Source organism: Flavobacteriales bacterium (genome assembly GCA_016779935.1).
Lineage (GTDB): Bacteria > Bacteroidota > Bacteroidia > Flavobacteriales > UBA7312.
Genome location: JADHMQ010000017.1, coordinates 1 through 25,573 on the forward strand (window position 1 = coordinate 1; position 25,573 = coordinate 25,573).

The following is a 25,573-nucleotide window of genomic DNA, read 5'->3' on the forward strand; positions in this document are numbered from 1 at the left end:
ATCATTTAATATTCAAGGTTCTGGTGGAAGCAGGATTGTAAATTATTTACCTATTGGTACTAACTATTTAGGTTCAAAAAAATTATACTTTAGTATTGATTTTGGACCAGCACTTGTTGTTCAACTGTCACATAACGGATACATACCATTTTATCTACCGCAACCAGATGAAACCGAATATTTATTGGGCGTTTATGGAGGATTTAAGTTGGGTTTTGGTTTTTAAACAGTCAACTGTTCTGCAACTTTTCATAATAAGGTTCATTATGTGATGAGTATCAATTAAATCTCTTGATGTTAGACTAATGTTCGATATTTCCAATGAGTTATCTACTAAGAAACTCCTTGAGAAATCAAGGAGTTTTTATTTTGGGGTCAAGTGATGCTTGCATCGTCTTGAGAACAAATGAAAAAATAGAGCGGTGTTTGTACCGCAGGGTTTCGTTGGGCTGTTCTCCTCTTTGGCCCATTGCGAAACAACGTGAAGCAATGAATCCAGTTCCCGCTACTAAAACAATAAAACGGTTATACTTTTATAAAGTGTAGCCGTTTTTATATTTATTCACAATAAGAAAAAGAAGTAGTCGTTTTAAAGAAAATACAAAATAGAATCCGATGAAAAAATCAATTTTACTATTTACTATCTTACTAATGATCCTTAGTAGTTGTAAAGAAGATGATAATAAAAATCCAGAGGAATGTTACTCAAATAATAATGCACAGTCCATAGTTCACGATGGTGTCAATAGAGAATATGTTTTATACATACCTAATTCATATGATGGAACATCTTCTGTTCCACTAATGCTTAATTTTCATGGGTTTGGTGGTAGTGCAAGTAATTATATGCAAGAAGCAGATATGCGCTCATTGGCAGAAGCTGACACTTTTATTTTAATCTATCCTCAAGGTAGTTGTTTGGATGGTTTATCTCATTGGAACGCTTGTCCATTAGGAGGAGACAATAAAAGTGATGCTGATGATTTTGGATTTGTTGAATCCATGATAACTGAGATCTCATCTCAGTATAATGTAGATATGGAGAGAATTTACGCTGCAGGATACTCTAATGGTGGTATGATGGCATATGGACTTGCGAATTATAAAAGTGATTTAATTGCTTCGGTAGCATCCGTTTCCGGAGTAATGTTAGAATGTACAGGATCTACCAGTCATCCTATGCCGGTAGTACATCTTCACGGAACCTCTGATGGTGTTCTTCCTTATAATGGGAGTAGTGATTGGAGCTCTGTACAAAGCACGTTAGACTATTGGATTAATTTTAACAATACTATTATAACTCCAACTGTAAGTAATGACAATAGTGGAGGAATGTCAATTGAACATTATGTCTATGACCAAGGAGACAGCTCTGTTTCTGTTGAGCATTATAAATTCATAGGAGGGGATCATGTTTGGTTTAGCGCCACTTATCAAGGTCAGGACGCATCTGAATTGGTTTGGAATTTTGTATCCAGATATGATATTAATGGATTGAGATAAAGAATAAAGGTCACACTAATGGATGTAAATTCTTGTCTTTTGATATGGTCTTTGTTATTAAAATTGTTTCTAAAAAATCTCTTGGTGTAAAACTTATGTTCGATATTTCAATAGAGTTATCTACTAAAACAATAAAACGGTTATGATATCATGTAGCGTGACCGTTTTTTTTTATTTACATCTAATATTATCAGATGATCTATTATTCTAAAGTCTCATATACATTATTAATTGTTTTATTTTTAGTTTTTTTTGGACCATTAATTCCTAACTATATTATCTATGGTTTTAATAGTAATATGTTATTCACGACTTTAGCTCTGATCATTTTATACGGATTAATTTTACATATGTTTTTCAATACCACCTACAAGATTGAGAAAGAAAAACTTCACATAAAATGCGGGTTTTTTAAATATAAAGCTGTAAATATTAGAGAAATGAAAAAAGTTTCTAAATCATCAAGTATCATTTCTTCACCTGCTGCCTCATTTGATCGAATCGAAATTACATATGGTAAGTTTGATGAACTTATTATTTCTCCAAAACACAGAATTAAATTTGTTGAAGATTTACAGAAAATAAATCCTGAGATTATAAATAATCTTTGTAGACAAGTTTCTTAACCAAATAAATTGTCAACACAAAATCTCTTGGAATAAAACCAATGTTCGATATTTCGAATGAGCTATCTCCTATTTAAAATTGATTTCATGTAATGAACACTATTTTTCCTTGAATGCCTTTTAAGCCAGCTTTATTAACGCTACGGCATGAGCTGACACGCCCATTTCTTGTCCTACAAATCCCATTTTCTCTGAGGTCGTAGCTTTTATAGACAACTGATTTTCATCAATATTCATACATTTAGAAAGGACCGTTTTCATTTGAGGAATATGAGGGTTAACTTTGGGTTTTTCTAAACAGACGGTAGAGTCAATATTGATAATTTCGTATCCTTTGTTTCGAATTAAATCCATCACATCGCGAAGTAAAAGTTTACTGTCTATCCCTTTGTAATCGGCCGACGTATCTGGGAAGTGAAAACCTATATCTCTCATATTGGCTGCTCCCAATATAGCATCGCAAATAGTGTGAATAAGTACATCGGCATCTGAATGACCAAAAGAACCCTTATAATGAGGAATATGAATACCTCCAACAATTAGGTCTTCACCTTCTTTTAATTGGTGAACATCGTATCCGTATCCTATTCGTATATTCAAATCTTCTAATTATCTACTTCAGTATCAAGTGCACTAAAGTCAAATGTTAAGGCAAATCGTAATGTGTTAGAAAGCGGGTTAACTGCATTAACCTCATCTCTACTTTGTAAAGGTATTAAATATGAGAAATCTAGTCCAAACACATTATATCGAACACCAGCACCAAGGGTAAAAAACTGACGGTCACCTTTTGAAGGATGCTCGTAAAAGAATCCAGAGCGAATTGCAAACTGCTTGTCGTACCAATATTCTGCACCCATTGAATAAATAAGCTCTCTTATTTCTTTGTCATCTGCAGGGGCATCGTAAAAAGACTGAATGATTCCGCTTATAACAGATACATCAGGATCAAGTCCGCTGATTATCTCGCTATCTTCATTGTAAATAGGTGGCGTTGGAACTAGTAATTTGTTTATATCGAATTCAAAAGATACTTCATTAAACTCATCAATGGCTGTACTTAATGCAGATCCTATTCTTAAGTTAGTTGGTATAAAGTCTTTATCAATGGTTTCAGTGTAGGATACTTTACCTCCAATATTAGAGATATTAATACCCGTTGACCATATCATATCTTTACTTGCCAAACGAATTTGCTTAGTGTAGTAGCCAGAAAAATCGCCTGCAACTGTATGAGCTGCTTTGGTGGCTAAAGTGCCCACTTGCTGACCACCGGTTAAGTTAGAGTATACGTAACGAAGCGCAACACCAGTTGAAAAGTTAGTTGATAGCTTTAATGAATATGCTCCGTCTATAGAAAACTCATTTGGGTTAAAGGAACCAAGCGGGTTATTATTATTATCTGTAAAATTTATTTCTCCTAGACTAAAATACCTCAAAGAGAATCCCAGCACTTCATTTTTATTCAATCTTTTATAAGCTGTTAAGTATGATAAATTAATATCAGGAACTAGTGCTTTAAGCCAGGGCGTATAGCATACCGAAAATCCTAAATCGTCTTTTACAAAAGCGTATTTAGCAGGATTCCAATGCATTGACATTGCGTCTGGATTAGAAGCCACACCAACATCACCCATACCACCAGCTTTTGCGTCAGGACTGATTATCAAGAATGGTACTGCAGTTGTAATAGTGTTTAGTCTAAACTTATTATCAACATTTACATCGTTTTGTGCGAATGAGAAGTTGTTGCAGAACACTAAAGGAAGTATGGCTATAAAAATCTTAAGTTGATTCATTGAATATGAATAAAAAGTTGGTTACAAATATAAAATATAAAGTTTAATAACGGTGATATTAGTCGATTAGTATGAGTCGTCCAGACTTTGTAGAAACTTCTCCATCGCTTGCTGTTGCGACAATATTGTAAATATACATACCGCTTTTTAACTTATCTCCCTCTCTAGATTTTCCGTCCCAGTTTATAGGACCGTATCTAAAGCCAACAGGCTTAATATTGTCTTCAATAATTTTTATAACCTTTCCGCTGATATCCATTATCACTAGATTTACCTTCATATCTAAATCGGATTGATTGTGTTCAAAGTAAAATGAAGTAAAGTCAACTACTGGATTGGGATAATTGATTAAGTTTTGAATACTCAAATTGTCTGCTGAACTAACCCTAAACTCTGTGGTGCTTTCGGATGAGTTATTAAATACATCCCACACTTTAACTGTCAATGTATGTGTTCCTTCTTCTAGATTTGAAAAAGGGTATTCTATGACTCCACTTTGATAGCTGTCAATGTCATATTCATAAAAATCATTTAATACGATTGGATTAGACGATTGCTGATTTAGGATAGCTGTCATGTCATGTCCTATACCATTTCCAACAGTATTAATACCATTTTCATCATAAAGCAAAGCGTAAAGATTAGGATTAGCATTTGTGACTCCACCCCTCACAAAATTAGTGTCATTGATGAATAGATTTATTTCTGGACCTAAATTATCAATAGAAAAACCTTCAGCAGTCCCTCCAATTATTATATCATTACTGTATCCAGATGCATCAAGTTTTTCTTCATCGACAGTTCCTTTAGCATACAAGCTGATTTTTCCATTTCCAAAATCATAATTAATATCCTTAGGGACAATAAATGTGAATGAAAATGCACCTTGGCTAACCGTTGATTTACCATTGAACAATTTATTCTTTTGTAAATCGAAAACTAAAACTGGTGATTCGTCTTGTCCTAAAGTTTGAAAATCTGTTCGTTTATCAAATACTGTTGGAAAAACAAAACCTTCAAAACTATCCAATTTTTCACCATTATGTTGTATTTCACCTGTAACTGTTACCTTCCCTAAAGCTTTTGCGCTATCTATTACTTCTGTTAATACGACATCATAGACTGGATAAGCAAGTGTTAGAGCGGGATCTCCTAGTAAGGTAAAGTTTCTATGATTTGAGTCTTCAATATCGTTGACATTATTTTTGGTTCTCATTAGAACATCGCCAAGTCTTGGGAAGTCAGATTCATTATTATTAGGAAATAAATTTTCAAGAAAAGCTTCATTTAAATCCAAATTATTATCTGTAAATACTACTCTAGAAGTCGTCAATAAAGCAATAGCACCAGCCTTTTCTTTTAGGAAAATGTGTTCTGCCGCGGATACTCGCTCTGGATCATCGTATCTTCCAAACTCACAAGTAGCCGTCATGAATAATGGCAAATTATGTTCATTATTCCAGGAGTTGATATCTTCAATTCCTAGAATACGCTCATGAGCCCACCCCAACTCACCACCATGACCTGTGTAGTTTACCAAAAACATACCTTGATTAACGGCGTTTGAAATGGCAGTGTTGGCTGTTGGACACCGTTGCCCTCCTGTGGAAGTTTCTTGCTCATAGGCATCCAAATAAATTTTGTCAACATTCATATTAGGATGCTCAGCAGCAACATAATCTGCTAATTGCTCCGCTTGTGCTGTGTGTACTGTCTCAACCTCATCGTTGTCATCTCCAACGAAACATAATCTCATTCGCCAATCTCCAAAAGACTCTTCAACATTGTAGTTAATGACTTTATCTACAGAAATTCTTGCTTCTTCAAGTGTTTGAACAGGAAATCTACCCACACCAATATCCAAAAAGGATAATTGAGGGTTATCATTTAAAATAGTTTCACTTTCATCTAAAAGAGCAAAATAATCGTCGCTTACATATGAATAGAGTGCATTGGTTGAGTTTGAGGACTGATAAGACACTATGAAGTTAGTATTCTCATTTACTCTGTTTTTTGGATCATAGGAAGCGTCCCCAAATAACAACATGTATCTTAAAGGATTATCATTGTTGTACAACATACGGGCAAAATCACGGATTGCTGATACGTCTTGGCTTCCTGAAGAAAACTCATTATAAATTTGTTGTGGAGTAACGACTGCTACTGACAAACCTTTGGAAGTGTGAAAATCGGCTAGCCTATTAGCTTCAACCCAAAAGTTTGGATGTGTAACTATAAGGTAATCAATATCTCTTATGGCGTGTAAATTTTGATTAGCAACTCTACCATTTAGCTCAACATTTTTATAACCACCTGTAAACGCAATGAACTCTTTTAATATATCAGTTACTACAGAAAAAGTTGCTTTTGAACCTACTAATGAAAGGCTTTGGTTTTTAGGGGTCAATGGATTGCTAACGTCCCAAACGGTTAAAGAAGAGTTAGCATTGCTTAATTCAAATTGACTTGTATTCTGAGGGTTTACTGAAGCTAAAGACCTGAATGACATTTGACTACCACTCATTTTTAGTTCCCTCTCCGTATTTAATTCTATGTAGTCAATCCATCCTTTTCCTGAACTAGAGGTAGAAGAAAAATTTAGCTGAACTTGAATATTATCAGAGTTAGGACTTACTTCTTTTTCAATGGTTTTAGTATTTGCATAGTTGTAGCTCCCATATACACCAGAAATACTTACTACCTCTTCAGTCATTCCAGGTGAGCTAATTGTAAAAGTAGAATTAAAAGGAGAGCTAGCTCTAGCGGCTAAAACTAATTTTAACTTTGATACTCCTATTCTATTTGGAAAATTAAAATTGAACGTTCTGTCATTTACAATATCAAAAACATCACCGTACCATGTTTTACCCGATTTAACAAAGTTAACTTCATCATTTTCATGAATTTGATAATCATCAAAAGTGGTAATTACAGTATCAAAGCCAGATTCTGAATTTTGATTTGATATGCGTTTACCAACTCCTAAATCAGTTGTGAGGAAGTAGTAAGTTTTATCGTCAAACAAATGTATTTCACGGCTAAATTTTCCTGAATTTTCTTGCCATTGATTTGGAGACTGACCATAGAAAATAACAAAATCGTTTTCATCAAAAGAGCCATCATTTTGCCCAAACACTTGTATTGACAATTCTTCAAGGTCGTCAATTCGTGGTTCAGAATTTAAAACCGGCAGCATTCCTCCAGGTCTACCATATAATCTTATATTGGCTGGATTAATCGATTCTACATCTATACCCAAGTCAACTAGGTTTTGATAAGTCAACCGATAAATTCCATTTTCAGTAACGGAGATTTTAAACCAATCTCCAGAAGAAAGAACCGAATTTTCTGCAGAAGCAAGTGAATTCCTCGTTTGCGCTAAAGTGTTGAATGTTACGGAAAGCTCACAAAAAACCATTTTTTGATACTTCTCCCCTCTTAATACAAACGGAAATATTGAGCCTTTAACTCTTAGTTTTTTTTGTTCTAGACCAAAACTATGAGTTAAAGTCACATTTGACGACAAACTCATATCCTTTATGAAATCAATCTCTAACTCATTACAGTCAACAAAGACAGCTTCTTTAACTTCAATTTTAAAGTCTGTTGAGTTACTCTCAAACGATTGGTCAAACTCCAAAAAATAAGAATCTGAATTATTAACTACAGGCACATCATCTACCACATTCCAATCTAGAAAAAGGTAATTAGAACCTTGACCTAAAAGGGTTGTAGAAAAAAGAATTAAGACAAAAAAATATATTAGTCTCATATTGCCATAGTGAAGTTCAAATTTACTACTAAATTGAAAAACATCTCACACATATCGTTCAAATTAATTTATCCATCAAACGTATTTTTATAACTTATTATTATTTAATCTTGTATTAGATGAAAGTTGGTAAGAATATTTTTATATTTTTGTTAGCTAGTAACTATTTACATAGTCGAATGAAGAAAATAATATTTCTGTTAAGTTTTTCCCTGTTAGCTGGCATATATAATGATGCTAAGGCTCAAGACCCTGCTTTCAGTCAATTCTTTGCAAACCCACTCTACCTTAACCCTGCAATGGCAGGAACAAACATATGCCCTAGATTAAGTCTAAACCACAGAAATCAGTGGCCTGGTATTGGCAAAACATATGTTACATACAGTGCATCATACGACCAGTATGTTCAAAAACTTGGTGGTGGTTTAGGTTTTGCAATTGCTAAAGATTATGCTGGTGCAGGCAACTTAAATACTACTCATATAAGTGCTAGCTATGCTTACAGACTTCAGATAAATAAGAAATTAAATATTAATGCTGGTTTTGAAGCGGCCTACCGACAATTAGGAATTGACTGGGGCAGTTTAACCTTTGGCGATATGATTGATCCTGTACAAGGTTTCATCTATCCAACTAATGAAGACATCGTTAATTACGCAAGCAACAAAGGCTTTACAGACTTTGCAGCTGGATTTATGGGATTTGGTAATGCTAATAACCAATTCGACTATTACTTCGGCTTTGCTGCTCACCACATCACTCGTCCAGACCAAGGGTTTATTGGTGAAAGTCGTTTACCTATGAAGATTACTGGTAATATTGGTGCGTCATTCCCTTTGAATAGATTTGGAACATATAGAACAACTTCTGGTGCTAGGCCAAAAAATGCAGCTTTAATATCACCAAATATTCTATTTCAAAAACAGCAAGATTTCATGCAACTTAATTACGGTATGTATGTCCTAAAAGGTCCAATCGTTGGAGGTCTTTGGCTAAGACAAAGTGCTGAAAATTTCGATGCATTTATCATCCTACTAGGAATAGAACAAAGCACGTGGAAATTTGGATATAGCTACGATGTTACTATCTCAGATCTTAACAATAGTAATACTCAGGGCGCACACGAATTATCGTTTGCATACAAACTACCTTGCCGATTCAAAGGCAAATCGTTTGAAACAATAAATTGTCCTAATTTTTAGTTAATAAAGTTTCAGAAAACCATTTAAATTATGAAAAATCAATTTTTACTTATTCTTTCTCTAGCAGTATTCTTTGGGTGTAGTAAAGAAAAATCCAAAACTACTGGCTGGAACTATAACGACCCAAAACACGGTGGGTTTGAAGTGTCTTCAAATTATACTGAACAAATCACGCCATCTGGAATGGTATTTGTTGAAGGTGGTTCTTTCACTATGGGACGTGTCGAACAAGATGTTCAATACGATTGGAATAATGTTCCAAAGACAGTTACTGTTTCTTCATTCTACATGGATGAGACTGAGGTTAGAAATGTTGACTATTTAGAATATTTATTTTGGATAGAAAGAGTTTATGGCTCAAACTACGATAATGGCTCTTACCCTGAAGTGTATTGGAAAGCACTTCCTGACACTAACGTTTGGAGAGATAAATTATCTTACAACGAACCATATGTACGAAGCTACTTACGTCACCCAGCATTCAATCAATACCCTGTTGTTGGTGTTAATTGGGAACAAGCAATGGACTACTGTGCTTGGAGAACTGACAGAGTTAATGAAAGAATCTTAATCGACAATGGTTATTTATGGGAAGATCCAGAGCAAGTTGATGAAAATGTTTTCAAAACTGACGCTTATATCATGGGACAATACGAAGGAAGAATTAGAAGACAATTGCCAAATCTGAAACTTGGCGTTCACTTTTACGATAAAAAAGCCGGTAGAGATAAAAATGCTGTAAGAGGTATTCAAGAATCTGATGGTGTTTTATTACCTAGCTTCCGTTTGCCTACTGAAGCAGAATGGGAGTTTGCTGCTCTTGCTTTAGTTGGAAATACTGAAGATGAAAATGTTGGTGAAAGAAAAATTTACCCTTGGAATGGTGATGGAGTAAGAAATCCATCAAAAAGAAATAAAGGAGAAATTGTAGCTAACTTCAAAAGAGGAAGAGGTGACAATATGGGTACATCTGGGAAACTAAATGATAATGCTGACAAAACTGCCCCTGTAATTAGCTACTGGCCTAATGAATACGGACTTTACAACATGGCTGGGAATGTATCAGAATGGGTAATGGACATATACCGTCCATTAGTTGACCCTAATTCTACTGACATGAACCCTTACAGAGGTAATGTTTTCGAAACATGGGAAAGAGACGAAGATAGGTTTATCGTTGAAAAGGATAGTTTAGGAAACATCATCAAGAGAGCTGAAACCATTGAAGAGAATATTAATAGAAGAAACTATAGTAAATCTGATAATATCAATTATTTAGATGGAGACTATGATTCAAAAGTAAATTCTCCTGCTCAAGATTGGTTACAAGATTATGGTGATAACACCACTAACCAAGTGTATGAGTTAAACAAAACTTCACTAATTTCTGACCAAACAAGAGTATATAAAGGGGGTTCTTATAAAGACAGAGCGTATTGGATGATTCCAGGAACAAGACGATTTTTAGATCAAAAGCAATCTACTAGCTACATTGGGTTTAGATGTGCTATGGATAGACTAGGACCTCCAACAAGTAATCTTAAAGAAAACCAACGTAAGCCTGTTGATTGGAACAAAGCCAACGGCTACTACGATAGAAAATAATTAATTTAAAGCTTAATTAAACCCCAATGTTTTATTGGGGTTTTTTTATAATATGGAATTAGACCAACTGCATAATTTATTTTTAGCGTCATCAGGTATTTCAACTGATACTAGAAAAATAATTCCTAACTCTATGTTTTTCGCGCTAAAAGGAGCTAATTTTAATGGCAACAAGTTTGCAAAAGAAGCTCTTGATAAAGGCGCCAGAATTGCAATAGTAGATGAAGAGGAATTCGTCTTAGACTCCAATTATATACTTGTTGAAGATGTATTGAATTGTTTGCAGAGTTTAGCTAATTTTCACCGAAATAAACTTAATTGTCCTGTATTGGGAATTACAGGAACAAATGGAAAAACAACCACTAAAGAGATTATTAATGCTGTATTAGAAAAGAAATTTAACATCGTTTGTACTAAAGGAAATTTAAATAATCACATAGGCGTACCATTAACTATTTTAAGTGCTGATTTAGATACAGAGTTTTTAATAGTTGAGATGGGTGCTAATCACCAAAACGAAATCAAAGCACTTTCCGAAATTGCTAATGTCAACTATGGTATTATTACTAATATTGGCAAGGCTCACCTCGAAGGCTTTGGAAGTGTGGAAGGAGTTACCAAAACTAAAAAAGAACTTTACGACTTCATAAAAACACAATCAGGCACTATCTTTATTAATAGAGATGATAAGTTACTTCAGGAAATTTCAAAAGGCATCAAAAAAGTTGAATACTTTGTTCAAGAAAATAAAGATGGCAGTCCATTTGCCTCAGTTTTACACTCTAATAAAGTTATTACCTCTAAATTAATAGGTAGTTACAATTGTACGAATATACAGGCTGCAATCTCTATTGGTAATTACTTTGGTGTTTCTTTGGAAGATATTAAAACTGCTATTGAGAATTATACTCCCAATAACAATCGGTCACAGTTAGAGAAAACAACAAAAGGAAATTCGTTAATTATAGATTATTATAATGCTAATCCAACTAGCATGATTAAGGCAATACAATCTTTCTATTCCATTAATAGCGATAATAAGCTATTTATATTAGGGGATATGCTGGAACTTGGTGACGCTTCTATACTTGAACATCAGAAAATAATTGATGATTTAAAGAACACTCAATCAGAAGCTATACTTATTGGCGCAGAATTTGGAAAATGCTCGCATTCTTTCCCACATTTTGAGGATGTGGATGAGGCTAAAAAATGGCTTCAACAACACTATTACAAAGATTATTTTGTTTTGCTTAAAGGTTCAAGGGGTGTAAAACTAGAAGAAATCAAAGACTTACTGTAACTCATCTCTAACTATTTGTCTGAATATCAGGTACAGACAAATTATGAAACCACCTAAAATTGAAAAAAGAATAAAGGCTTTTACTTTCGAAAGTTTATTTTGTACTAGTGGAAGGTTAGGTGTATCAATAATATTCAATAATGGCTTATTATTCATCAAGGTAAATTTAGAAAGTTCTAAGTTTTTGACTATTTCACCATACATAATGTTTAAAATCTCAACATCACGTTTTAATCGTATCTCATCTAGTAAACCCTTTGCTCTTTGAACGCCAAAATTAGAGTCTTTATGTGAAGCATATCTATATTCAGCATCTCTTAACTCAACAAGAACTGAATCCGCTCTAAATGAAAGCATAGATAATGTGCTTTCGGATTTTGCAGTCTGAAATTTAGTATAATATTCTTCTAGTTTTTTAACGAGAGACTCTACCAATAGCTTGGCAAACTGCTCATTTTTTGAAGAACAAGTTATTTTAAAAATACTGCTTTCCTCCTCTAAATGGGTTGAAATATAATTTTTAGTCAAATCAGAATATACAATTACCATAATACTATCATGCTTAAATGAAAAGTCAGAAGTGTTTGCAGGAAATTTAAACTCTAACATATCATCAATCCATGTTTTTCTGTAATCATTAATTTCTAAGAAATGATTGATTAATAAATCATCCTTATCATCAATTGTTACATTTTGTAAAATCGCTTGATGAACAACTCTTTTGGAAATTAATAACTCTTGAATATTAACTTGACTAAAAGTTCCATTGGATGAGCCGCCAATGTTAAAACCAAACTGACTTGCTAATCCTGAAACAGCACCCAGACCAGTGGGAGAATCCTGATTATCATCAACAACAAAGGTAAGGTCTGCGTCATACGAAACGGCTTTAAAAATAGAATATGTTACACCAAGAATACCAAAGAGTAAAGAAAAAGCTAGAATAATTACTATGTTTATTTTCATTACATCCTTAAAGTAAAGCACTTTTAGAATAACGTCTTTTAATCGTATTTCGTCAATCTTTTCTTCCATTGAATTTATTGTTGTCTAGATAAATATAGAATATATAAAGATGTTATTGCTGATATCTTGGTAATTGTACCCTCTAGAATTCTTGTCCAATCAACTGGCTCTGGTTTTTGTCTTTTAATTTTCACATCTTCAGTAACTTTAATCACAGACCCTTTTTCTACTCTTGGGTATAAAACAAATAACCCAAAGTCTTTTGCTTTTTTTACTGACCCTGAAGGTGAAATAACTAATGTATTCGATTTTATGTTATGTTTAGAAAAGCCACCAGCAAAATTATTGATGTAAAAGTTTGCCCTTCTTTCCATAAATGGAACAGAAATAGATGTTTCTTCAAAATTTGAAAGTGCACCAGTAATAGAAATTAAATCTTGTGTTTGAGGAATGTTAATGCTATCCAAATCATGTAAAACTATATTGTATTTTGATTTTCTGTACTTCATTCCCTTGTCAAGGTTAATATGAACTGGCGTGTATTTACTCATATATTTCTTGTCAATTTTGTTTACTGGCTTATCATCATCTTCATTTACTGGAACTATCTGAACAAACTCACCTTCTGAAAAGAAGCCATTAACAATTTCTTCATCATTATCATAAAAATCAATTTCATTATCAGGCTTTTCTTCAATTTCCATCATTCGGTACATTTTAACGGCGTCTGCATCACCTGTATTTTTTATGCCTCCTGCTCTAAGGATTAAATCAACAATAGTTTCATCTTTTGATTTCAAAGAATAAACTCCTGGGTACATCACCTCTCCAGTTATAACAACTGTTCTTACTGGCTCATATTCAGGGTTAATCCTAACCGCTACTTGGTCATATGGTTCTAACTTAAAATTTGCAGCCTCTTCATCGATAGTACCATCGCTTGAAATTTTAAATGAACGAACAAGTGTTCTTTTAGCTTTTAAAATATTAGTCTCTGCATCATAATCAGCAATCCTTGAAATGTCAATTTTAGCACCCGCTGACTCTTGTACTAAACCTCCAGACATAAGTATTAAGTCTGATAAATTTAGTCCTTCTCCAAAGGAAAATGTATTTGGCAATCTCACTCCACCAGTAATTGACACTTCAAATTCATCTATGTAATCTCTTTTAGAAAGGAAGAATATTTCATCATATTCTTCAACAGCAATATTTGAATTTGAATTTGGATTTTCAACTATTCCAGACATATCAAGTATCAAATACTCTTTAGAATAATCATCAGATGAAGTCCTTACTAAATATGCTGACTCTAAAAACAAATCATCAGAAAGAGAATTTGATTTTAAAAGCATGTCGTATATTTTTTCTCCACTAGAAAACTGGTATTCACCACTTACTCCAGTTGATGAATGAATGTAGACAAAATCAGACGGTATTCCCTGAATACTATTTACCATTATTTCGTCACCATTTTTTAATGACAAATTATTTGAGCCTACTTCATCGACAGTAATCGTTTTGATTGAGTTACCATCAATTCTATTAACAGCAATTCCGTTTTTGTAAGCTAACTTAGTAAAGCCTCCAGCATATTTTATGAGGTCAATTAATTTATCCCCTTCTTTAACTTCATAGGTGTAGGGTTTATTCACTTCTCCCATTAATTCAACAACGTTTTGGGCTGATGGTACATACAGATAGTCATTGTTTTGCATAAAGAGGTCTTGCGAATAGTCAGCATCAAATAAAAACTTGTAAACGTCCAAAGAGTCTACAGTTTTGCCATCACGCATTAGATAAATATTTCTTACTGAACCTATTTGATTAGGTCCTCCAGCAGCAATTAACGCATTGAAAGCTGTATTTAATGCTGGAATAGAATATGAACCGGGATTAAAAACTTCACCAACGATATTTACACTTATTACTCTGGAATAATTTAAAGTTAAATCAAATTGTGATCTTCTTAAATCAAAAAATGAACTCATTCTGTCTTTCACAAGAGATTTTACAGATTCCAAAGTTTTAGATCCAACATAGATACGTCCAGCGTGTTTGGTAGAAATATATCCTTTTTCATTTACTTTAACGACTTCGTTATGTTCTGACAAGCCCCAAATCGAGATAGTAATTTCATCCCCTTCTGCAAGTAAATAATTCTCTGGTGCTTGATTATCATATGATCTGGTGAAAAAATTTACTGAATTATTTCTGAAGAAATTTTGACCGTAAATCTTAGCTATTGGATATTGTATAGAGTCGTTATATGGAAATAATGTATCATTATTCATCGACTCATAAAAATTTCTAGACTGTACTTGGTTTATTTCTGATGACGATGAGTCTATAAAGTTAGGATTGTATTGCCCTCTCTGAAATTTGTAATTCATTGCTTCCTCGATTTCTTCTTCACTTAAACCCATTTGCCTTAATACTTCTTCACTTGGAATATCTGACGGCTTTACGTCTGAAGCGCCCATATTTGAGGGTGCAAACTTCATATACTTTTGCATTTGCTCAATAGACTGACCAAAGCTAAGTAAGCCAGTTAAACACAATAGAATGACAATTATTTTCTTCATAATGAAACTTAATTTTCTCTAAATATATAACAATTCATTTATTTAAGAATTGACCTCGAAATAACGATACGTTGAATTTCGGAAGTCCCTTCATAAATTTGAGTGATTTTAGCGTCTCTCATTAACCTTTCAACATGGTATTCTTTAACAAAACCATAACCACCATGCACTTGAACGGCTTCAGTTGTTGTTTTCATAGCGACTTCAGAAGCAAAGACTTTAGCCATAGCACTTTCTTTATCAAAACTTTTACCATTATCTTTCAGCCACGCTGATTTCAAACATAACAAACGTGCTGCTTCAATTTCAGTTGCCATATCCGCTAATTTAAATGCAATAGCTTGATGTTCGTTAATGGCTTTACCAAAAGCTTTACGCTGCTTAGAATATTCTAACGAAAGCTCATAGGCTCCTGAAGCAATGCCTAAAGCTTGTGAAGCTATACCTATACGTCCACCAGATAGGGTGGACATTGCAAATTTAAATCCAAAACCATCCTCTCCTATCCTGTACTCTTTTGGCACTTTAACGTCAGTAAAGAGTAAAGAGTGAGTGTCTGAACCTCTAATTCCTAGTTTATTTTCTTTTAATCCTACCTCAAAACCAGGCATTCCTTTTTCTACAATCAAGGCGTTAATTCCTCTATGCCCTTTTTCAGGATCAGTTTGTGCAATGACTAAGTAAACTGATGCCGAATTTCCATTTGTAATCCAGTTTTTTGTGCCATTCAATAAATAATGGTCACCCATATCAACAGCAGTAGTTTGTTGAGAGGTGGCATCACTACCAGCTTCTGGTTCCGACAAACAAAAGGCACCAATAATTTCACCTTTTGCTAAAGGCACAAGGTATTTTTGCTTTTGCTCTTCAGTACCGTACTTTTCAAGCCCCCAACATACCAATGAATTATTCACAGATACTACTACAGAAGCCGAAGCATCAACCTTTGAAAGCTCTTCCATTGCTAGAACGTACGAAATAGTATCCATTCCTGCCCCTCCATATTTTGGATCTACCATCATACCCATGAATCCCAATTCTCCAAGCTTTTTAATCTGTTCTTCAGGAAAGGTCTGATGTTCATCTCTTTCAATAACACCTGGTAAAAGTTCTGTCTGAGCAAAGTCTCTTGCCGCATCGCGAATCATTTTATGTTCTTCAGTAAGCGAAAAGTTCATATATGTGAGTGAGTTAGTTTAAATTTGACTTCAAAAATAGTCTTTTTAACTAATATGAAATACAGGGTAATAGGATTAATGTCGGGCACCTCATTAGATGGTGTTGACTTGGCATACGTCAACTTTAATTTTGATGAAAAATGGCAATATGAACTGGGTGTTTGCCAAACTTTTTCATATGATGAGAATTGGTTAAAAGAACTTAAAGAATTGCATCTCAAGCCAAGAGATTACATTGACAAAATTGACATTAAATACGCCACATATTTATCAAATTTAATTGCTCTTTTTGTTAATGATAATTCGCTTGAAGTTGATTTAATTTGTTCTCACGGACATACCGTACTTCACGAGCCAGAAAAAGGAATCACACTTCAGATAGGTAATGGAGAAGTTATCCGAAATTTAACAGATATTCCTGTGATATGCGATTTTAGAAGTCTAGATGTAGAGCTAGGTGGTCAGGGTGCACCCCTCGTTCCTGTTGGCGATGAAATTTTGTTTAAAGATTACGACTATTGTCTCAATTTAGGCGGATTTAGTAATTTCTCATATTCTGAAAATGGAGAGCGTAAGGCTTATGACATTTGCCCTGTAAATATTGCTTTAAACTACTATGCAAATAAACTTAGCTACGCATTTGACAAGGATGGCGGCATTGCTAAAAATGGCATCATCAATTATCGACTTTTAGAAGAATTAAACACTTTGGAGTACTATTATCAATTGCCCCCAAAATCATTAGGCAAAGAATGGTTAGAACAATATTTCATTAAGACCGTTGATGCTTATAAAGACTCTATAGAAAATAAGCTTTGTACACTAGTTGAACATGTCGCTTTGCAGATTGGAAAATGCATTAACAAAGGCAATTGCCTAGTAACTGGCGGTGGTGCTTTTAATTCTTATTTAATGGAAAAAATACAGTCACATTCCTCTTCTAAATTTATTTTAGGCGAGAAGAAATTAATTGAATACAAAGAGGCTATGATTTTTGGCCTTTTAGGCGTTTTACACAAAGAAAATAAGATTAATTGCTTAGCATCGGTTACTGGGGCTGAAAGGAATTCAACTACTGGCAAATATTTTAGTTAATAATAATTACTTTTGCTGAAATTTACTTTCAATGAAAAAATTATTAGACCAATACGAAAACAAAAATCCTGAAATTGTATTTGAGTGGAGTGATAGCCAGACAGAAGCTCATGGCTGGGTAGTCATTAATTCTCTTCGCGGAGGTGCCGCAGGCGGTGGTACTCGAATGAGAAAAGGCCTTAACAAATATGAGGTGGTATCTTTAGCCAAAACCATGGAAGTGAAATTTACTGTGGCTGGCCCAGCGATAGGCGGTGCTAAATCCGGTATAAATTTTGATCCGAAAGACCCTAGAAAAGAAGGGGTATTAAAACGATGGTATGCTGCTATTACGCCAATATTAAAAAACTATTATGGTACTGGAGGCGATTTAAACGTTGATGAAATTCATGAAGTTATTCCAATCACTAAAGAGTTAGGAGTAGAACACCCGCAAGAAGGCGTTTTTAATGGCCATTTTAGCCCAAGTCCAGAAGAAAAAAGCAAAATAATCTCACAACTTCAAAGAGGGGTTTTATTACCCATTAAAAATACCTCCTTAACCCCAAAGGCAGAGAACAACTATACCGTAGCAGATATGATCACTGGTTATGGTGTTTCTGAAGCTGTTGAACACTTTTACAAATTACACAATGAAAGTGTAAACAATAAAAGAATCATAATACAGGGGTGGGGAAATGTAGGCTCAGCGGCTGCATTTTACCAAGCACAATCTGGTGGCAAAATCGTTGGTATTATTGACCAAGAAGGTGGACTAATCAATGAAGATGGATTTACTTTCGAAGAAGTTCGTCAATTATTTCTCAACAAAAACGGCAATAAATTATCTTCTAATAAGATGGAGTCGTTTGATGAGATTAACTCAAAAATTTGGGATATTGGTGCAGAGGTATTCATTCCTGCAGCTGCTTCAAGATTAGTCACCCAAAATCAAGTAGAACGAATGATTGAAGGAGGACTAGAGATAATTTCATGTGGAGCTAACGTTCCTTTTGCAGATAAAGAAATATTTTTTGGAAGCATAAGTGAATTTACTGACGAACGTCTAAGCGTGATTCCCGATTTTATTGCAAATTGCGGTATGGCAAGAGTATTTGCATATTTAATGAAGGCTGATGTTGATATGACAGACACAGCTATATTTGAAGATACATCAAACACCATAATGAACGCACTAAAAAAATCTCATGAGATAAATTCAACACGAAAAAATATTTCCAAAACATCTTTTGAGATTGCACTTAACCAACTCATCTAAACATGACACTTAACGACCTTTCACAGTATCATTTTTTAAGTAATTCCATAGAAAGCTATGCGTGGTTCCTAGGATTTATTTTATTTGGATTAATATTCAAAAAACTCATATCTAAATACTTAAGCCATGTTCTTTTCCGATTACTAAATAGAGATGCATCAATTAATCTAGAGAAGTTTAACGACTTATTAATAAGACCAATCTCTTTTGCCTTATTTCTTCTCTTTATCTATTTGGGAGCGTTAAATATCAGTTTTCCAGCGGAACTGACTTTCGGCAATGAAAATTTCAATTTAGAAAAGCTCATTCATAAAGGATTTTCAATAGTTGTCCTCTTTTCATTTCTAAGAATAGGACTACGATTAGTTGACTATTTTGGAATAGTCTTCAAAAATAAAGCAGAAAATACTGAGAGTAAAATGGACGATCAATTAGTGCCATTCGTAATAGAAATTGGTAAAATAGCCGTTTATATTATTCTATTCTTTGTGCTTTTAGGCAGGGTATTTGATATTGATGTTACAGCATTAGCTGCGGGTGTAGGCATAGGGGGTATCGCTATTGCTATGGCCTCAAAAGAAAGTTTAGAGAATCTGTTAGGTTCATTCACCATATTTTTTGATAAACCTTTCGTGGTCGGCGATTTGGTTTCTACTGGAAATATTACAGGTACTGTGGAAAAAGTAGGTTTCCGTTCTACTCGCATTCTCACTTTTGACAAAAGTATTGTTACCGTTCCCAATAAAAATATGATTTCTGTCGAATTGGATAACCTAGGCAAAAGAAAAGTTAGACGAGCTCGGTTTTATATTGGTTTAACCTACGATACTTCTATTGACCAAATGAAAAAGGTTGTTAATGAAATTGAAACACTAGTTAACGAACACCCCAGAACTGACCAAGAAGGTAGAGTCAAATTTCAAGAGTTTGGAGCAAGCTCATTAGACATCATGGTTTTATACTATGTAAGCTCTACAAAATGGGATGATTTTATAGATGTAAAAGAGGACATTAACTTTAAAATTATGGAAATCGTAAAGAATAACGATTGTGAGTTTGCTTTTCCATCTACAACAGTATATTTGCAAAAATAAATTAATCAACAAATTAGTATAAAATGATTTACCTTTCCATGTTAGTTGTTTTTGTAATAGGATACGTCCTAATAGCTTTTGAACACCCTCTTAAAATTGACAAATCTGCTTCGGCACTAATCGCTGGCTCCCTTTGTTGGGCAATTTTTGCACTTGGTTTATTTGAAATTGATATCACCTCCGACACCTTCACTAATTTCTTAAACTACTTTCAAACAAAAGACTTAGGCTATACTAGTGATTACATCGCTGAAAACATAAATTATGTCAAACGGAATTTTGTACTATATGAGCTTTCTCACAATATTGCTGAAATAGGTCAAATCTTATTCTTTCTACTTGGCGCGATGACTATTGTGGAGCTAGTGGATGCTCATCAAGGATTTGCAGTTATCACTGATCGCATCAAAACTACTAACAAGGTAAAGTTAATGTGGATTCTAAGTATATTATCTTTCTTCTTTTCCGCGACATTGGACAACTTAACAACAGCTATTGTAATGTCGGCACTACTAACCAAACTTATAAAAGATAAAAAAGACTTGTGGCTATATGCAGGTATGATTATCATTTCAGCCAATGCCGGTGGTGCATGGTCACCTATTGGTGATGTTACTACTATTATGTTATGGATTGGAGGTCAGGTTACTGCAGCCAATATTATTACTTCTGTAATTATTCCATCAATAGTTTGTATGCTTGTTCCTCTGATATATTTAACGTTTAAATTAAAAGGTGATATTACTAGGCCATCCAATGCAGAAGTTGTAGAGCATGTTACCAATCCAACAACATCATTTGAAAGAAAATTTATATTCTTTTTAGGTGGTGCTGGATTATTATTTGTACCTATCTTTAAGACCATTACCCACTTGCCACCTTACATTGGTATTTTATTGAGTTTAGGAGTCATGTGGCTAACTACTGAATTACTACATAGAAGCAAAAATCACGAAGCAAAATCTGATCTAACAGTGATTGGCGTTCTGAAGAAAGTAGATGTTCCTACTATATTTTTCTTTTTAGGAATTTTATTAGCTGTTGCAGCTTTACAAAGTATGGGTCATTTAAACGATATGGCAGTTGTACTAGACAATACCTTTAATGGTGATATCTATGTTATTAATATAATTATAGGTCTTCTTTCTGCCATAGTGGATAACGTCCCGCTTGTAGCTGGAGCGATGGGCATGTATGAAATTGGAACTGGTGTATTTGCCGTTGATGGTACATTTTGGGAGTTCTTAGCCTACTGTGCTGGAACTGGTGGTAGCGTTCTTATTATAGGTTCTGCTGCTGGTGTTGCCGTTATGGGTATTCTCAAAATTGACTTCATTTGGTACATTAAGAAAATTAGCTTCTTGGCATTAATCGGTTATCTTGCCGGAGCAGCTACCTATATACTTATGCAATAAGTGTTTAAACAAAGTCGTTTTTACAAAAACAGAAAAATATGAAATCATTGCTTTTACAAATCAATACCATTGGAGACACGCTGTCACAAACATCTATTGAGGGAGAAATTGTGGAAGAAAAAACACTTTCAATACTGGAATTAATAACAAGTGGTGGTACTGGTGGAAACATTATAATGATTACTCTAGGTGTATTATCAATAATATCTGTTTATTTATTTATTGAACGATATTCAACCTTAAAGAAGGCAAGCCGAAAAGATGCTAGCTTTTTAAATAGCATCAAAAATTACATTCAAGATAATGATGTAAAAGCAGCAAAAACCCTTTGCAAAAATACTGACACATCTATTTCTAGAATGTTGGAAAAAGGAATTGACCGTATGGATAAGCCCATGACCGATATTTCTGCAGCTATTGAAAATCAGGGGAAATTGGAAGTTTATGTGCTCGAAAATAATTTAGCAAACCTTGCAACTATTGCTGGTGCTGCTCCAATGATTGGGTTCTTAGGAACTGTTATTGGAATGATTGTTGCCTTTCATGAAATGGCAAGTGCTGGAGGAAATATTGATATCGAAATGCTATCAAAAGGAATCTATACTGCTATGGTTACAACAGTAGCCGGTTTAGTAGTCGGTATTATTGCATACATCGCATACAATGTTTTAGTTACTAAAGTTGAAAAGGTTGTTTTTCTACTAGAAACTACTACAACTGATTTTATGGATTTAATACATAATAACAAATGAGTTTAAGAAGTAAAAATAAGGTAAGTGCGAATTTCAGCATGTCATCCATGACTGATATTGTATTCTTATTGCTTATCTTTTTTATGCTTACCTCAACCCTAGTAAGTCCGAATGCTTTGAAGCTGCTCTTACCCAATAGCAAAGCAAGAACCCTTGAAAAACAAACGGTTTCTGTATCAATAACACCTGAAATAGAATATTATATAGAAGACAAAAACGTTCCGTTCGAAGACTTAGAAAATCAACTTATTCAACTTCTATCTAATGAGGTAGAGCCTGCGATAGTTCTTCATGCCGATAAAACGGTAGACATAGAGTTTGCTGTAAAGGTAATGGACATCGCATACAGAAATAAGTACAAAGTCGTATTAGCTACAAACCCCAAATAAATGTAAATGTCCAGTGCAAAAAGCAATAAAAGAAAAGCAATAATTGGAACAGTGATATTTCATTTATTCCTTTTGATTTGCTTTGTTTTTCTCGGACTAACTTACCGCATCCCGCCACCACCCGAAGAAGGAATAACGATTAACTTTGGGTATGATGATTTTGGGAGTGGTGCTGAACAGCCAGAACAAATCATTGAAGAAGAAGAAATTACTCCACAAGAAGTGGTAGAAAATAATCCTGTAGTTGAAGAAATAAGCACTCAAGAAATTGAAGAAACTCCTGTAGTAGTAAAAGAGAAAAGAAAAGAAAAGAAAAAGCTCGAAAAGGTAAAAGAAGTTGAGGAAAAAAAACCTGAACCCGTAGTAAATACTAAAGCCCTATACCCTGGCAAAAAGCAGAACAACAGCACTAGTCAAGGCATAAGTGAAGGCAATGGCGACCAAGGCAGTGAAGACGGCGACCCAAAATCTAATGCATATGTTGGTGGCGGTATAGGTACAAATGGTGTAGCCTATAAACTTGGTGGCAGAACTATTGAGAAAATCATAAAACCAAATAATGATTCCCAACAGCAAGGAAAAGTAGTTGTTACGATTAGAGTAAATAGAAACGGCAAAGTCATCAATGCAACAGCTGGTGCAAAAGGCTCTACAACCACAAACTCTTATCTGTATAGTAAAGCTAAAGAAGCGGCACTAAAAACTACTTTTGAAGCTAATAGCTCTGCCCCTGAAATTCAAATAGGCACTATCATATACAACTTTAAGTTGAACTAATGACTTATCAAAAATGTATCGATTGGCTTTTTCGACAATTGCCAATGTATCAACGCACCGGAAGTGTGGCTTATAAAGCCGATATTGGTAATATTGTATTGGCATGTCAAAAACTCGGTAACCCACAAAACACGTTTAAATCTGTTCACATAGCTGGCACAAACGGAAAAGGCTCAACCAGTCATATGTTAGCCTCAGTTTATCAAGAAGCAGGCTATAAAACTGGATTATATACTTCTCCACACCTCAAAGACTTTAGGGAACGTATCAGAGTAAATGGCAGGATGATAAGTCAAGTTGAAGTCATTGAATTTGTTAAATCCAACAAAAAATGGTTTGCTGAAATAGGTATGTCATTTTTTGAAATGACAGTAGCTATGGCATTTTATCATTTCTCAAAGGAAAAAGTAGATATAGCAATTATAGAAACTGGTTTAGGAGGGCGATTAGATAGCACCAACATCATTAATCCAGAATTATCAATTATTACAAATATTGGGCTTGACCACACTAATTTACTTGGAGATACTATTGAAAAAATAGCTGTTGAAAAAGCTGGAATAATCAAAGAAAACACTCCAGTTGTCATTGGTAGAAATCAAAAAGAAACACTCCCCATTTTCACTAAAATAGCTCAAGAAAAAAATGCACCATTGATTAGTTCTGAGCCAAGCACTCTAAAAACAGATTTACTTGGAAAATACCAATGTGAAAATATATCAACAGCTCATACAAGCATCAAGGCCTTAACAAAAATAGGTTGGAATATTTCAGATAAAAATATTATTGAAGGCTTTTTAAATGTTCAAAAAAACACATCTTTAACTGGCAGATGGACTATACTCCACAACAGTCCACTAGTAGTTTGCGATACGGGACATAATGTTGACAGTATTAAGCAGATTATCCAACAGATTAAAGAAACCCCTCACCAACAGTTACACTTTGTTTTGGGTATGGTTAGTGATAAATCTATTGATGATATTCTAACTCTTTTACCTAAAAATGCTACTTATTATTTTTGCAAAGCAAATATTCCAAGAGCACTAGACCAGAATGAACTCGAAAAAATAGCCTCAAAACACTCTCTTAAAGGAACTGCATTTACATCTGTAAATGATGCCTTTTCTTCTGCTAAATCGAAGGCAAATAAAACCGATTTGATATTCATAGGGGGCAGCACTTTTACTGTCGCAGAAATTTTATAACATACTTTTGAAATGAAAATTTGTGATTGATATAAAATCAATTATATTTGCCAACCATTTTGGGCGATTAACTCAGTTGGTTCAGAGTGCCTCCCTTACAAGGAGGAAGTCGGGGGTTCGAGTCCCTCATTGCCCACCAAAGCGGAATACATCTCATTTTGAGATTGTGTTCCGTTTTTTTTTATTACATTGTATTTTTATTAACCAAACAAAATTTTATGGAAATTTTAATTGTCGCAATCATTATTTCATGCATTAGTATTTATGGAACGATTAAGCTTAAAAGGTTTTATTTTATGCTAGGGTACTTTCTATTTTCAATTTTAGCGTTGACCTCACTTATTCCGAACTTTAGTGATGATCCCTATCTTACTATAACTTCATTGGCATTGTTTAGTGTATTAGGTATTATCTCATTTCCAGCAAGAAAAAATATTGCTGATTATAAAATAAATAGTGAGGCTATGCCTTTAGTAAAATCCTTTATGTTAAGAACATTATCTTCATTGTTTGTAATTAATGTTTTAGCTGTTTTTCTAGTAAAACTTGATCCAAACATGCCAGAAGGAATTACAGAAAGCATGAGAATTTATCCAATGATAATGCACGCTGTTTTAGCCATACTTCCTATCATAGTTTTAGTTAGAATGTCTTCTAAAATCAAATAGTTTACGTTAACTTAGAAAAGTTAGACATTAACATGCTTAATTCCACCAAAGCGGAATCCATCTCTATTTGAGACAGCGTTCCGCTTTTTTTATTTATTATTACACAAAATTTAAATTTACAATTATGAAATATTTAACACTACTATTATTGTCCTCATCATTATTTTTAAACGCTCAAACCAATGATGAAAGTTACAACGAGCTACTAAAAAAAAGTCCATTTAATGAAATGTATCCAAAATACATGGCGCAAGAAGCTGCAGAGTATTTTACTGTTTTTAACTCTTTATTTACTGAAAAAAGCCCAATTGCTCCAAAAGAAGCAAGATTAGCTGCTATTGCAGTTTCAGCTGCAATCAAATGTGAATATTGCGTATC

22 protein-coding genes and 1 tRNA gene are annotated in these 25,573 nt (G+C 34.1%); 17 read left to right on the forward strand and 6 right to left on the reverse strand.

From position 1 onward, the window contains the following. The 3 genes from ISP73_07480 to ISP73_07490 all read left to right on the forward strand — a co-directional run. Positions 1-226 (forward strand): hypothetical protein (locus tag ISP73_07480; protein MBL6658421.1); only part of this gene is annotated, 226 nt, incomplete at its 5' end. A gap of 389 nt (positions 227-615) precedes the next feature. After that, complete coding sequence (locus ISP73_07485) at positions 616-1,503, forward strand: hypothetical protein (GenBank protein ID MBL6658422.1); 888 nt, start codon at positions 616-618, stop codon at positions 1,501-1,503. A 350-nt stretch (positions 1,504-1,853) separates the two neighbouring features. Continuing rightward, entirely contained in the window at positions 1,854-2,129 is a 276-nt protein-coding gene (locus ISP73_07490; protein MBL6658423.1) for a PH domain-containing protein, read from the forward strand. A 120-nt stretch (positions 2,130-2,249) separates the two neighbouring features. Here the strand turns inward: ISP73_07490 and ISP73_07495 are convergent, their stop codons facing one another. The 3 genes from ISP73_07495 to porU are packed head-to-tail and all read right to left on the reverse strand — an operon-like array spanning position 2,250 to position 7,700. Continuing rightward, positions 2,250-2,729, reverse strand: a complete 480-nt coding sequence (locus ISP73_07495; GenBank protein ID MBL6658424.1) for a 2-C-methyl-D-erythritol 2,4-cyclodiphosphate synthase — start codon at positions 2,727-2,729, stop codon at positions 2,250-2,252. Positions 2,730-2,734: 5 nt separating this feature from the next. Further along, positions 2,735-3,928, reverse strand: coding sequence for a type IX secretion system outer membrane channel protein PorV (porV, locus tag ISP73_07500; protein ID MBL6658425.1), 1,194 nt, complete (start codon positions 3,926-3,928; stop codon positions 2,735-2,737). 58 nt (positions 3,929-3,986) lie between these two features. Continuing rightward, positions 3,987-7,700 carry a type IX secretion system sortase PorU gene (porU, locus tag ISP73_07505; protein MBL6658426.1) on the reverse strand — a complete coding sequence of 1,238 codons (3,714 nt, stop codon included), beginning with the start codon at positions 7,698-7,700 and terminating at the stop codon, positions 3,987-3,989. A gap of 179 nt (positions 7,701-7,879) precedes the next feature. On the opposite strand from porU, the gene ISP73_07510 reads away from it, so the two are divergent. The 3 genes from ISP73_07510 to ISP73_07520 are packed head-to-tail and all read left to right on the forward strand — an operon-like array spanning position 7,880 to position 11,810. Continuing rightward, positions 7,880-8,902, forward strand: a complete 1,023-nt coding sequence (locus ISP73_07510) for a PorP/SprF family type IX secretion system membrane protein (GenBank protein MBL6658427.1) — start codon at positions 7,880-7,882, stop codon at positions 8,900-8,902. A 30-nt stretch (positions 8,903-8,932) separates the two neighbouring features. Beyond that, the gene (gldJ, locus tag ISP73_07515) at positions 8,933-10,507 is read left to right on the forward strand and encodes a gliding motility lipoprotein GldJ (GenBank protein ID MBL6658428.1); all 1,575 of its coding nucleotides are present in this window, start codon (positions 8,933-8,935) and stop codon (positions 10,505-10,507) included. Positions 10,508-10,559: 52 nt separating this feature from the next. Beyond that, entirely contained in the window at positions 10,560-11,810 is a 1,251-nt protein-coding gene (locus tag ISP73_07520; protein ID MBL6658429.1) for a UDP-N-acetylmuramoyl-tripeptide--D-alanyl-D-alanine ligase, read from the forward strand. On the opposite strand, the gene ISP73_07525 is transcribed toward ISP73_07520, so the two are convergent. From ISP73_07525 to ISP73_07535, 3 genes are read right to left on the reverse strand one after another with little or no spacing between them, the layout of a single operon-like run. Beyond that, positions 11,802-12,845, reverse strand: a complete 1,044-nt coding sequence (locus tag ISP73_07525; protein MBL6658430.1) for a hypothetical protein — start codon at positions 12,843-12,845, stop codon at positions 11,802-11,804. The two genes, ISP73_07520 and ISP73_07525, sit on opposite strands and share 9 nt — an antisense overlap. A 5-nt stretch (positions 12,846-12,850) precedes the next feature. Next, positions 12,851-15,361 (reverse strand): SLBB domain-containing protein, encoded by a 2,511-nt coding sequence (locus tag ISP73_07530; protein MBL6658431.1) that lies wholly within the window; start codon positions 15,359-15,361, stop codon positions 12,851-12,853. A 38-nt stretch (positions 15,362-15,399) separates the two neighbouring features. Then, positions 15,400-16,539: an acyl-CoA dehydrogenase gene (locus tag ISP73_07535; protein MBL6658432.1), complete on the reverse strand. Its 1,140-nt coding sequence runs from the start codon at positions 16,537-16,539 to the stop codon at positions 15,400-15,402. Between the two features lie 54 nt (positions 16,540-16,593). Here ISP73_07535 and ISP73_07540 point away from each other — a divergent pair, with 54 nt between their 5' ends. The 11 genes from ISP73_07540 to ISP73_07590 all read left to right on the forward strand — a co-directional run. Then, entirely contained in the window at positions 16,594-17,634 is a 1,041-nt protein-coding gene (locus ISP73_07540) for an anhydro-N-acetylmuramic acid kinase (protein ID MBL6658433.1), read from the forward strand. Between the two features lie 31 nt (positions 17,635-17,665). Next, entirely contained in the window at positions 17,666-18,892 is a 1,227-nt protein-coding gene (locus tag ISP73_07545) for an amino acid dehydrogenase (GenBank protein ID MBL6658434.1), read from the forward strand. A gap of 2 nt (positions 18,893-18,894) precedes the next feature. Then, complete coding sequence (locus ISP73_07550; protein MBL6658435.1) at positions 18,895-19,986, forward strand: mechanosensitive ion channel family protein; 1,092 nt, start codon at positions 18,895-18,897, stop codon at positions 19,984-19,986. 26 nt (positions 19,987-20,012) lie between these two features. Further along, positions 20,013-21,401 (forward strand): sodium:proton antiporter NhaD, encoded by a 1,389-nt coding sequence (gene nhaD, locus ISP73_07555; GenBank protein MBL6658436.1) that lies wholly within the window; start codon positions 20,013-20,015, stop codon positions 21,399-21,401. A gap of 38 nt (positions 21,402-21,439) precedes the next feature. Beyond that, positions 21,440-22,153 carry a MotA/TolQ/ExbB proton channel family protein gene (locus ISP73_07560; protein ID MBL6658437.1) on the forward strand — a complete coding sequence of 238 codons (714 nt, stop codon included), beginning with the start codon at positions 21,440-21,442 and terminating at the stop codon, positions 22,151-22,153. Next, on the forward strand, positions 22,150-22,542 hold the full coding sequence (locus ISP73_07565; protein ID MBL6658438.1) for a biopolymer transporter ExbD: 393 nt from the start codon (positions 22,150-22,152) through the stop codon (positions 22,540-22,542). Before ISP73_07560 ends, ISP73_07565 begins: the two co-directional genes overlap by 4 nt. A 6-nt stretch (positions 22,543-22,548) precedes the next feature. Next, positions 22,549-23,319 carry an energy transducer TonB gene (locus ISP73_07570; GenBank protein ID MBL6658439.1) on the forward strand — a complete coding sequence of 257 codons (771 nt, stop codon included), beginning with the start codon at positions 22,549-22,551 and terminating at the stop codon, positions 23,317-23,319. Next, positions 23,319-24,527: a bifunctional folylpolyglutamate synthase/dihydrofolate synthase gene (locus tag ISP73_07575; protein MBL6658440.1), complete on the forward strand. Its 1,209-nt coding sequence runs from the start codon at positions 23,319-23,321 to the stop codon at positions 24,525-24,527. The genes ISP73_07570 and ISP73_07575 overlap by 1 nt, the downstream gene beginning before the upstream one ends. 61 nt (positions 24,528-24,588) lie before the next feature. Continuing rightward, positions 24,589-24,666 (forward strand) — tRNA-Val (locus ISP73_07580). Between the two features lie 79 nt (positions 24,667-24,745). Continuing rightward, positions 24,746-25,195 carry a hypothetical protein gene (locus ISP73_07585; GenBank protein ID MBL6658441.1) on the forward strand — a complete coding sequence of 150 codons (450 nt, stop codon included), beginning with the start codon at positions 24,746-24,748 and terminating at the stop codon, positions 25,193-25,195. Positions 25,196-25,319: 124 nt separating this feature from the next. Continuing rightward, a partial coding sequence (locus tag ISP73_07590; protein MBL6658442.1) for a carboxymuconolactone decarboxylase family protein occupies positions 25,320-25,573 on the forward strand: 254 nt, incomplete at its 3' end.

Bases quoted from the DNA above. Each gene is read 5' to 3' on its own strand.
- ISP73_07585 (MBL6658441.1), top strand. From the start codon at position 24,746: ATGGAAATTTTAATTGTCGCAATCATTATTTCATGCATTAGTATTTAT.
- ISP73_07540 (MBL6658433.1), top strand. From the start codon at position 16,594: ATGAAATACAGGGTAATAGGATTAATGTCGGGCACCTCATTAGATGGT.
- ISP73_07490 (MBL6658423.1), top strand. From the start codon at position 1,854: ATGTTTTTCAATACCACCTACAAGATTGAGAAAGAAAAACTTCACATA.
- ISP73_07525 (MBL6658430.1), bottom strand. From the start codon at position 12,845: ATGGAAGAAAAGATTGACGAAATACGATTAAAAGACGTTATTCTAAAA.
- ISP73_07510 (MBL6658427.1), top strand. From the start codon at position 7,880: ATGAAGAAAATAATATTTCTGTTAAGTTTTTCCCTGTTAGCTGGCATA.
- ISP73_07545 (MBL6658434.1), top strand. From the start codon at position 17,666: ATGAAAAAATTATTAGACCAATACGAAAACAAAAATCCTGAAATTGTA.
- ISP73_07535 (MBL6658432.1), bottom strand. From the start codon at position 16,539: ATGAACTTTTCGCTTACTGAAGAACATAAAATGATTCGCGATGCGGCA.
- ISP73_07565 (MBL6658438.1), top strand. From the start codon at position 22,150: ATGAGTTTAAGAAGTAAAAATAAGGTAAGTGCGAATTTCAGCATGTCA.
- ISP73_07530 (MBL6658431.1), bottom strand. From the start codon at position 15,361: ATGAAGAAAATAATTGTCATTCTATTGTGTTTAACTGGCTTACTTAGC.
- ISP73_07575 (MBL6658440.1), top strand. From the start codon at position 23,319: ATGACTTATCAAAAATGTATCGATTGGCTTTTTCGACAATTGCCAATG.
- ISP73_07560 (MBL6658437.1), top strand. From the start codon at position 21,440: ATGAAATCATTGCTTTTACAAATCAATACCATTGGAGACACGCTGTCA.
- ISP73_07570 (MBL6658439.1), top strand. From the start codon at position 22,549: ATGTCCAGTGCAAAAAGCAATAAAAGAAAAGCAATAATTGGAACAGTG.
- ISP73_07520 (MBL6658429.1), top strand. From the start codon at position 10,560: ATGGAATTAGACCAACTGCATAATTTATTTTTAGCGTCATCAGGTATT.
- porV (MBL6658425.1), bottom strand. From the start codon at position 3,928: ATGAATCAACTTAAGATTTTTATAGCCATACTTCCTTTAGTGTTCTGC.
- ISP73_07485 (MBL6658422.1), top strand. From the start codon at position 616: ATGAAAAAATCAATTTTACTATTTACTATCTTACTAATGATCCTTAGT.
- ISP73_07550 (MBL6658435.1), top strand. From the start codon at position 18,895: ATGACACTTAACGACCTTTCACAGTATCATTTTTTAAGTAATTCCATA.
- gldJ (MBL6658428.1), top strand. From the start codon at position 8,933: ATGAAAAATCAATTTTTACTTATTCTTTCTCTAGCAGTATTCTTTGGG.
- porU (MBL6658426.1), bottom strand. From the start codon at position 7,700: ATGAGACTAATATATTTTTTTGTCTTAATTCTTTTTTCTACAACCCTT.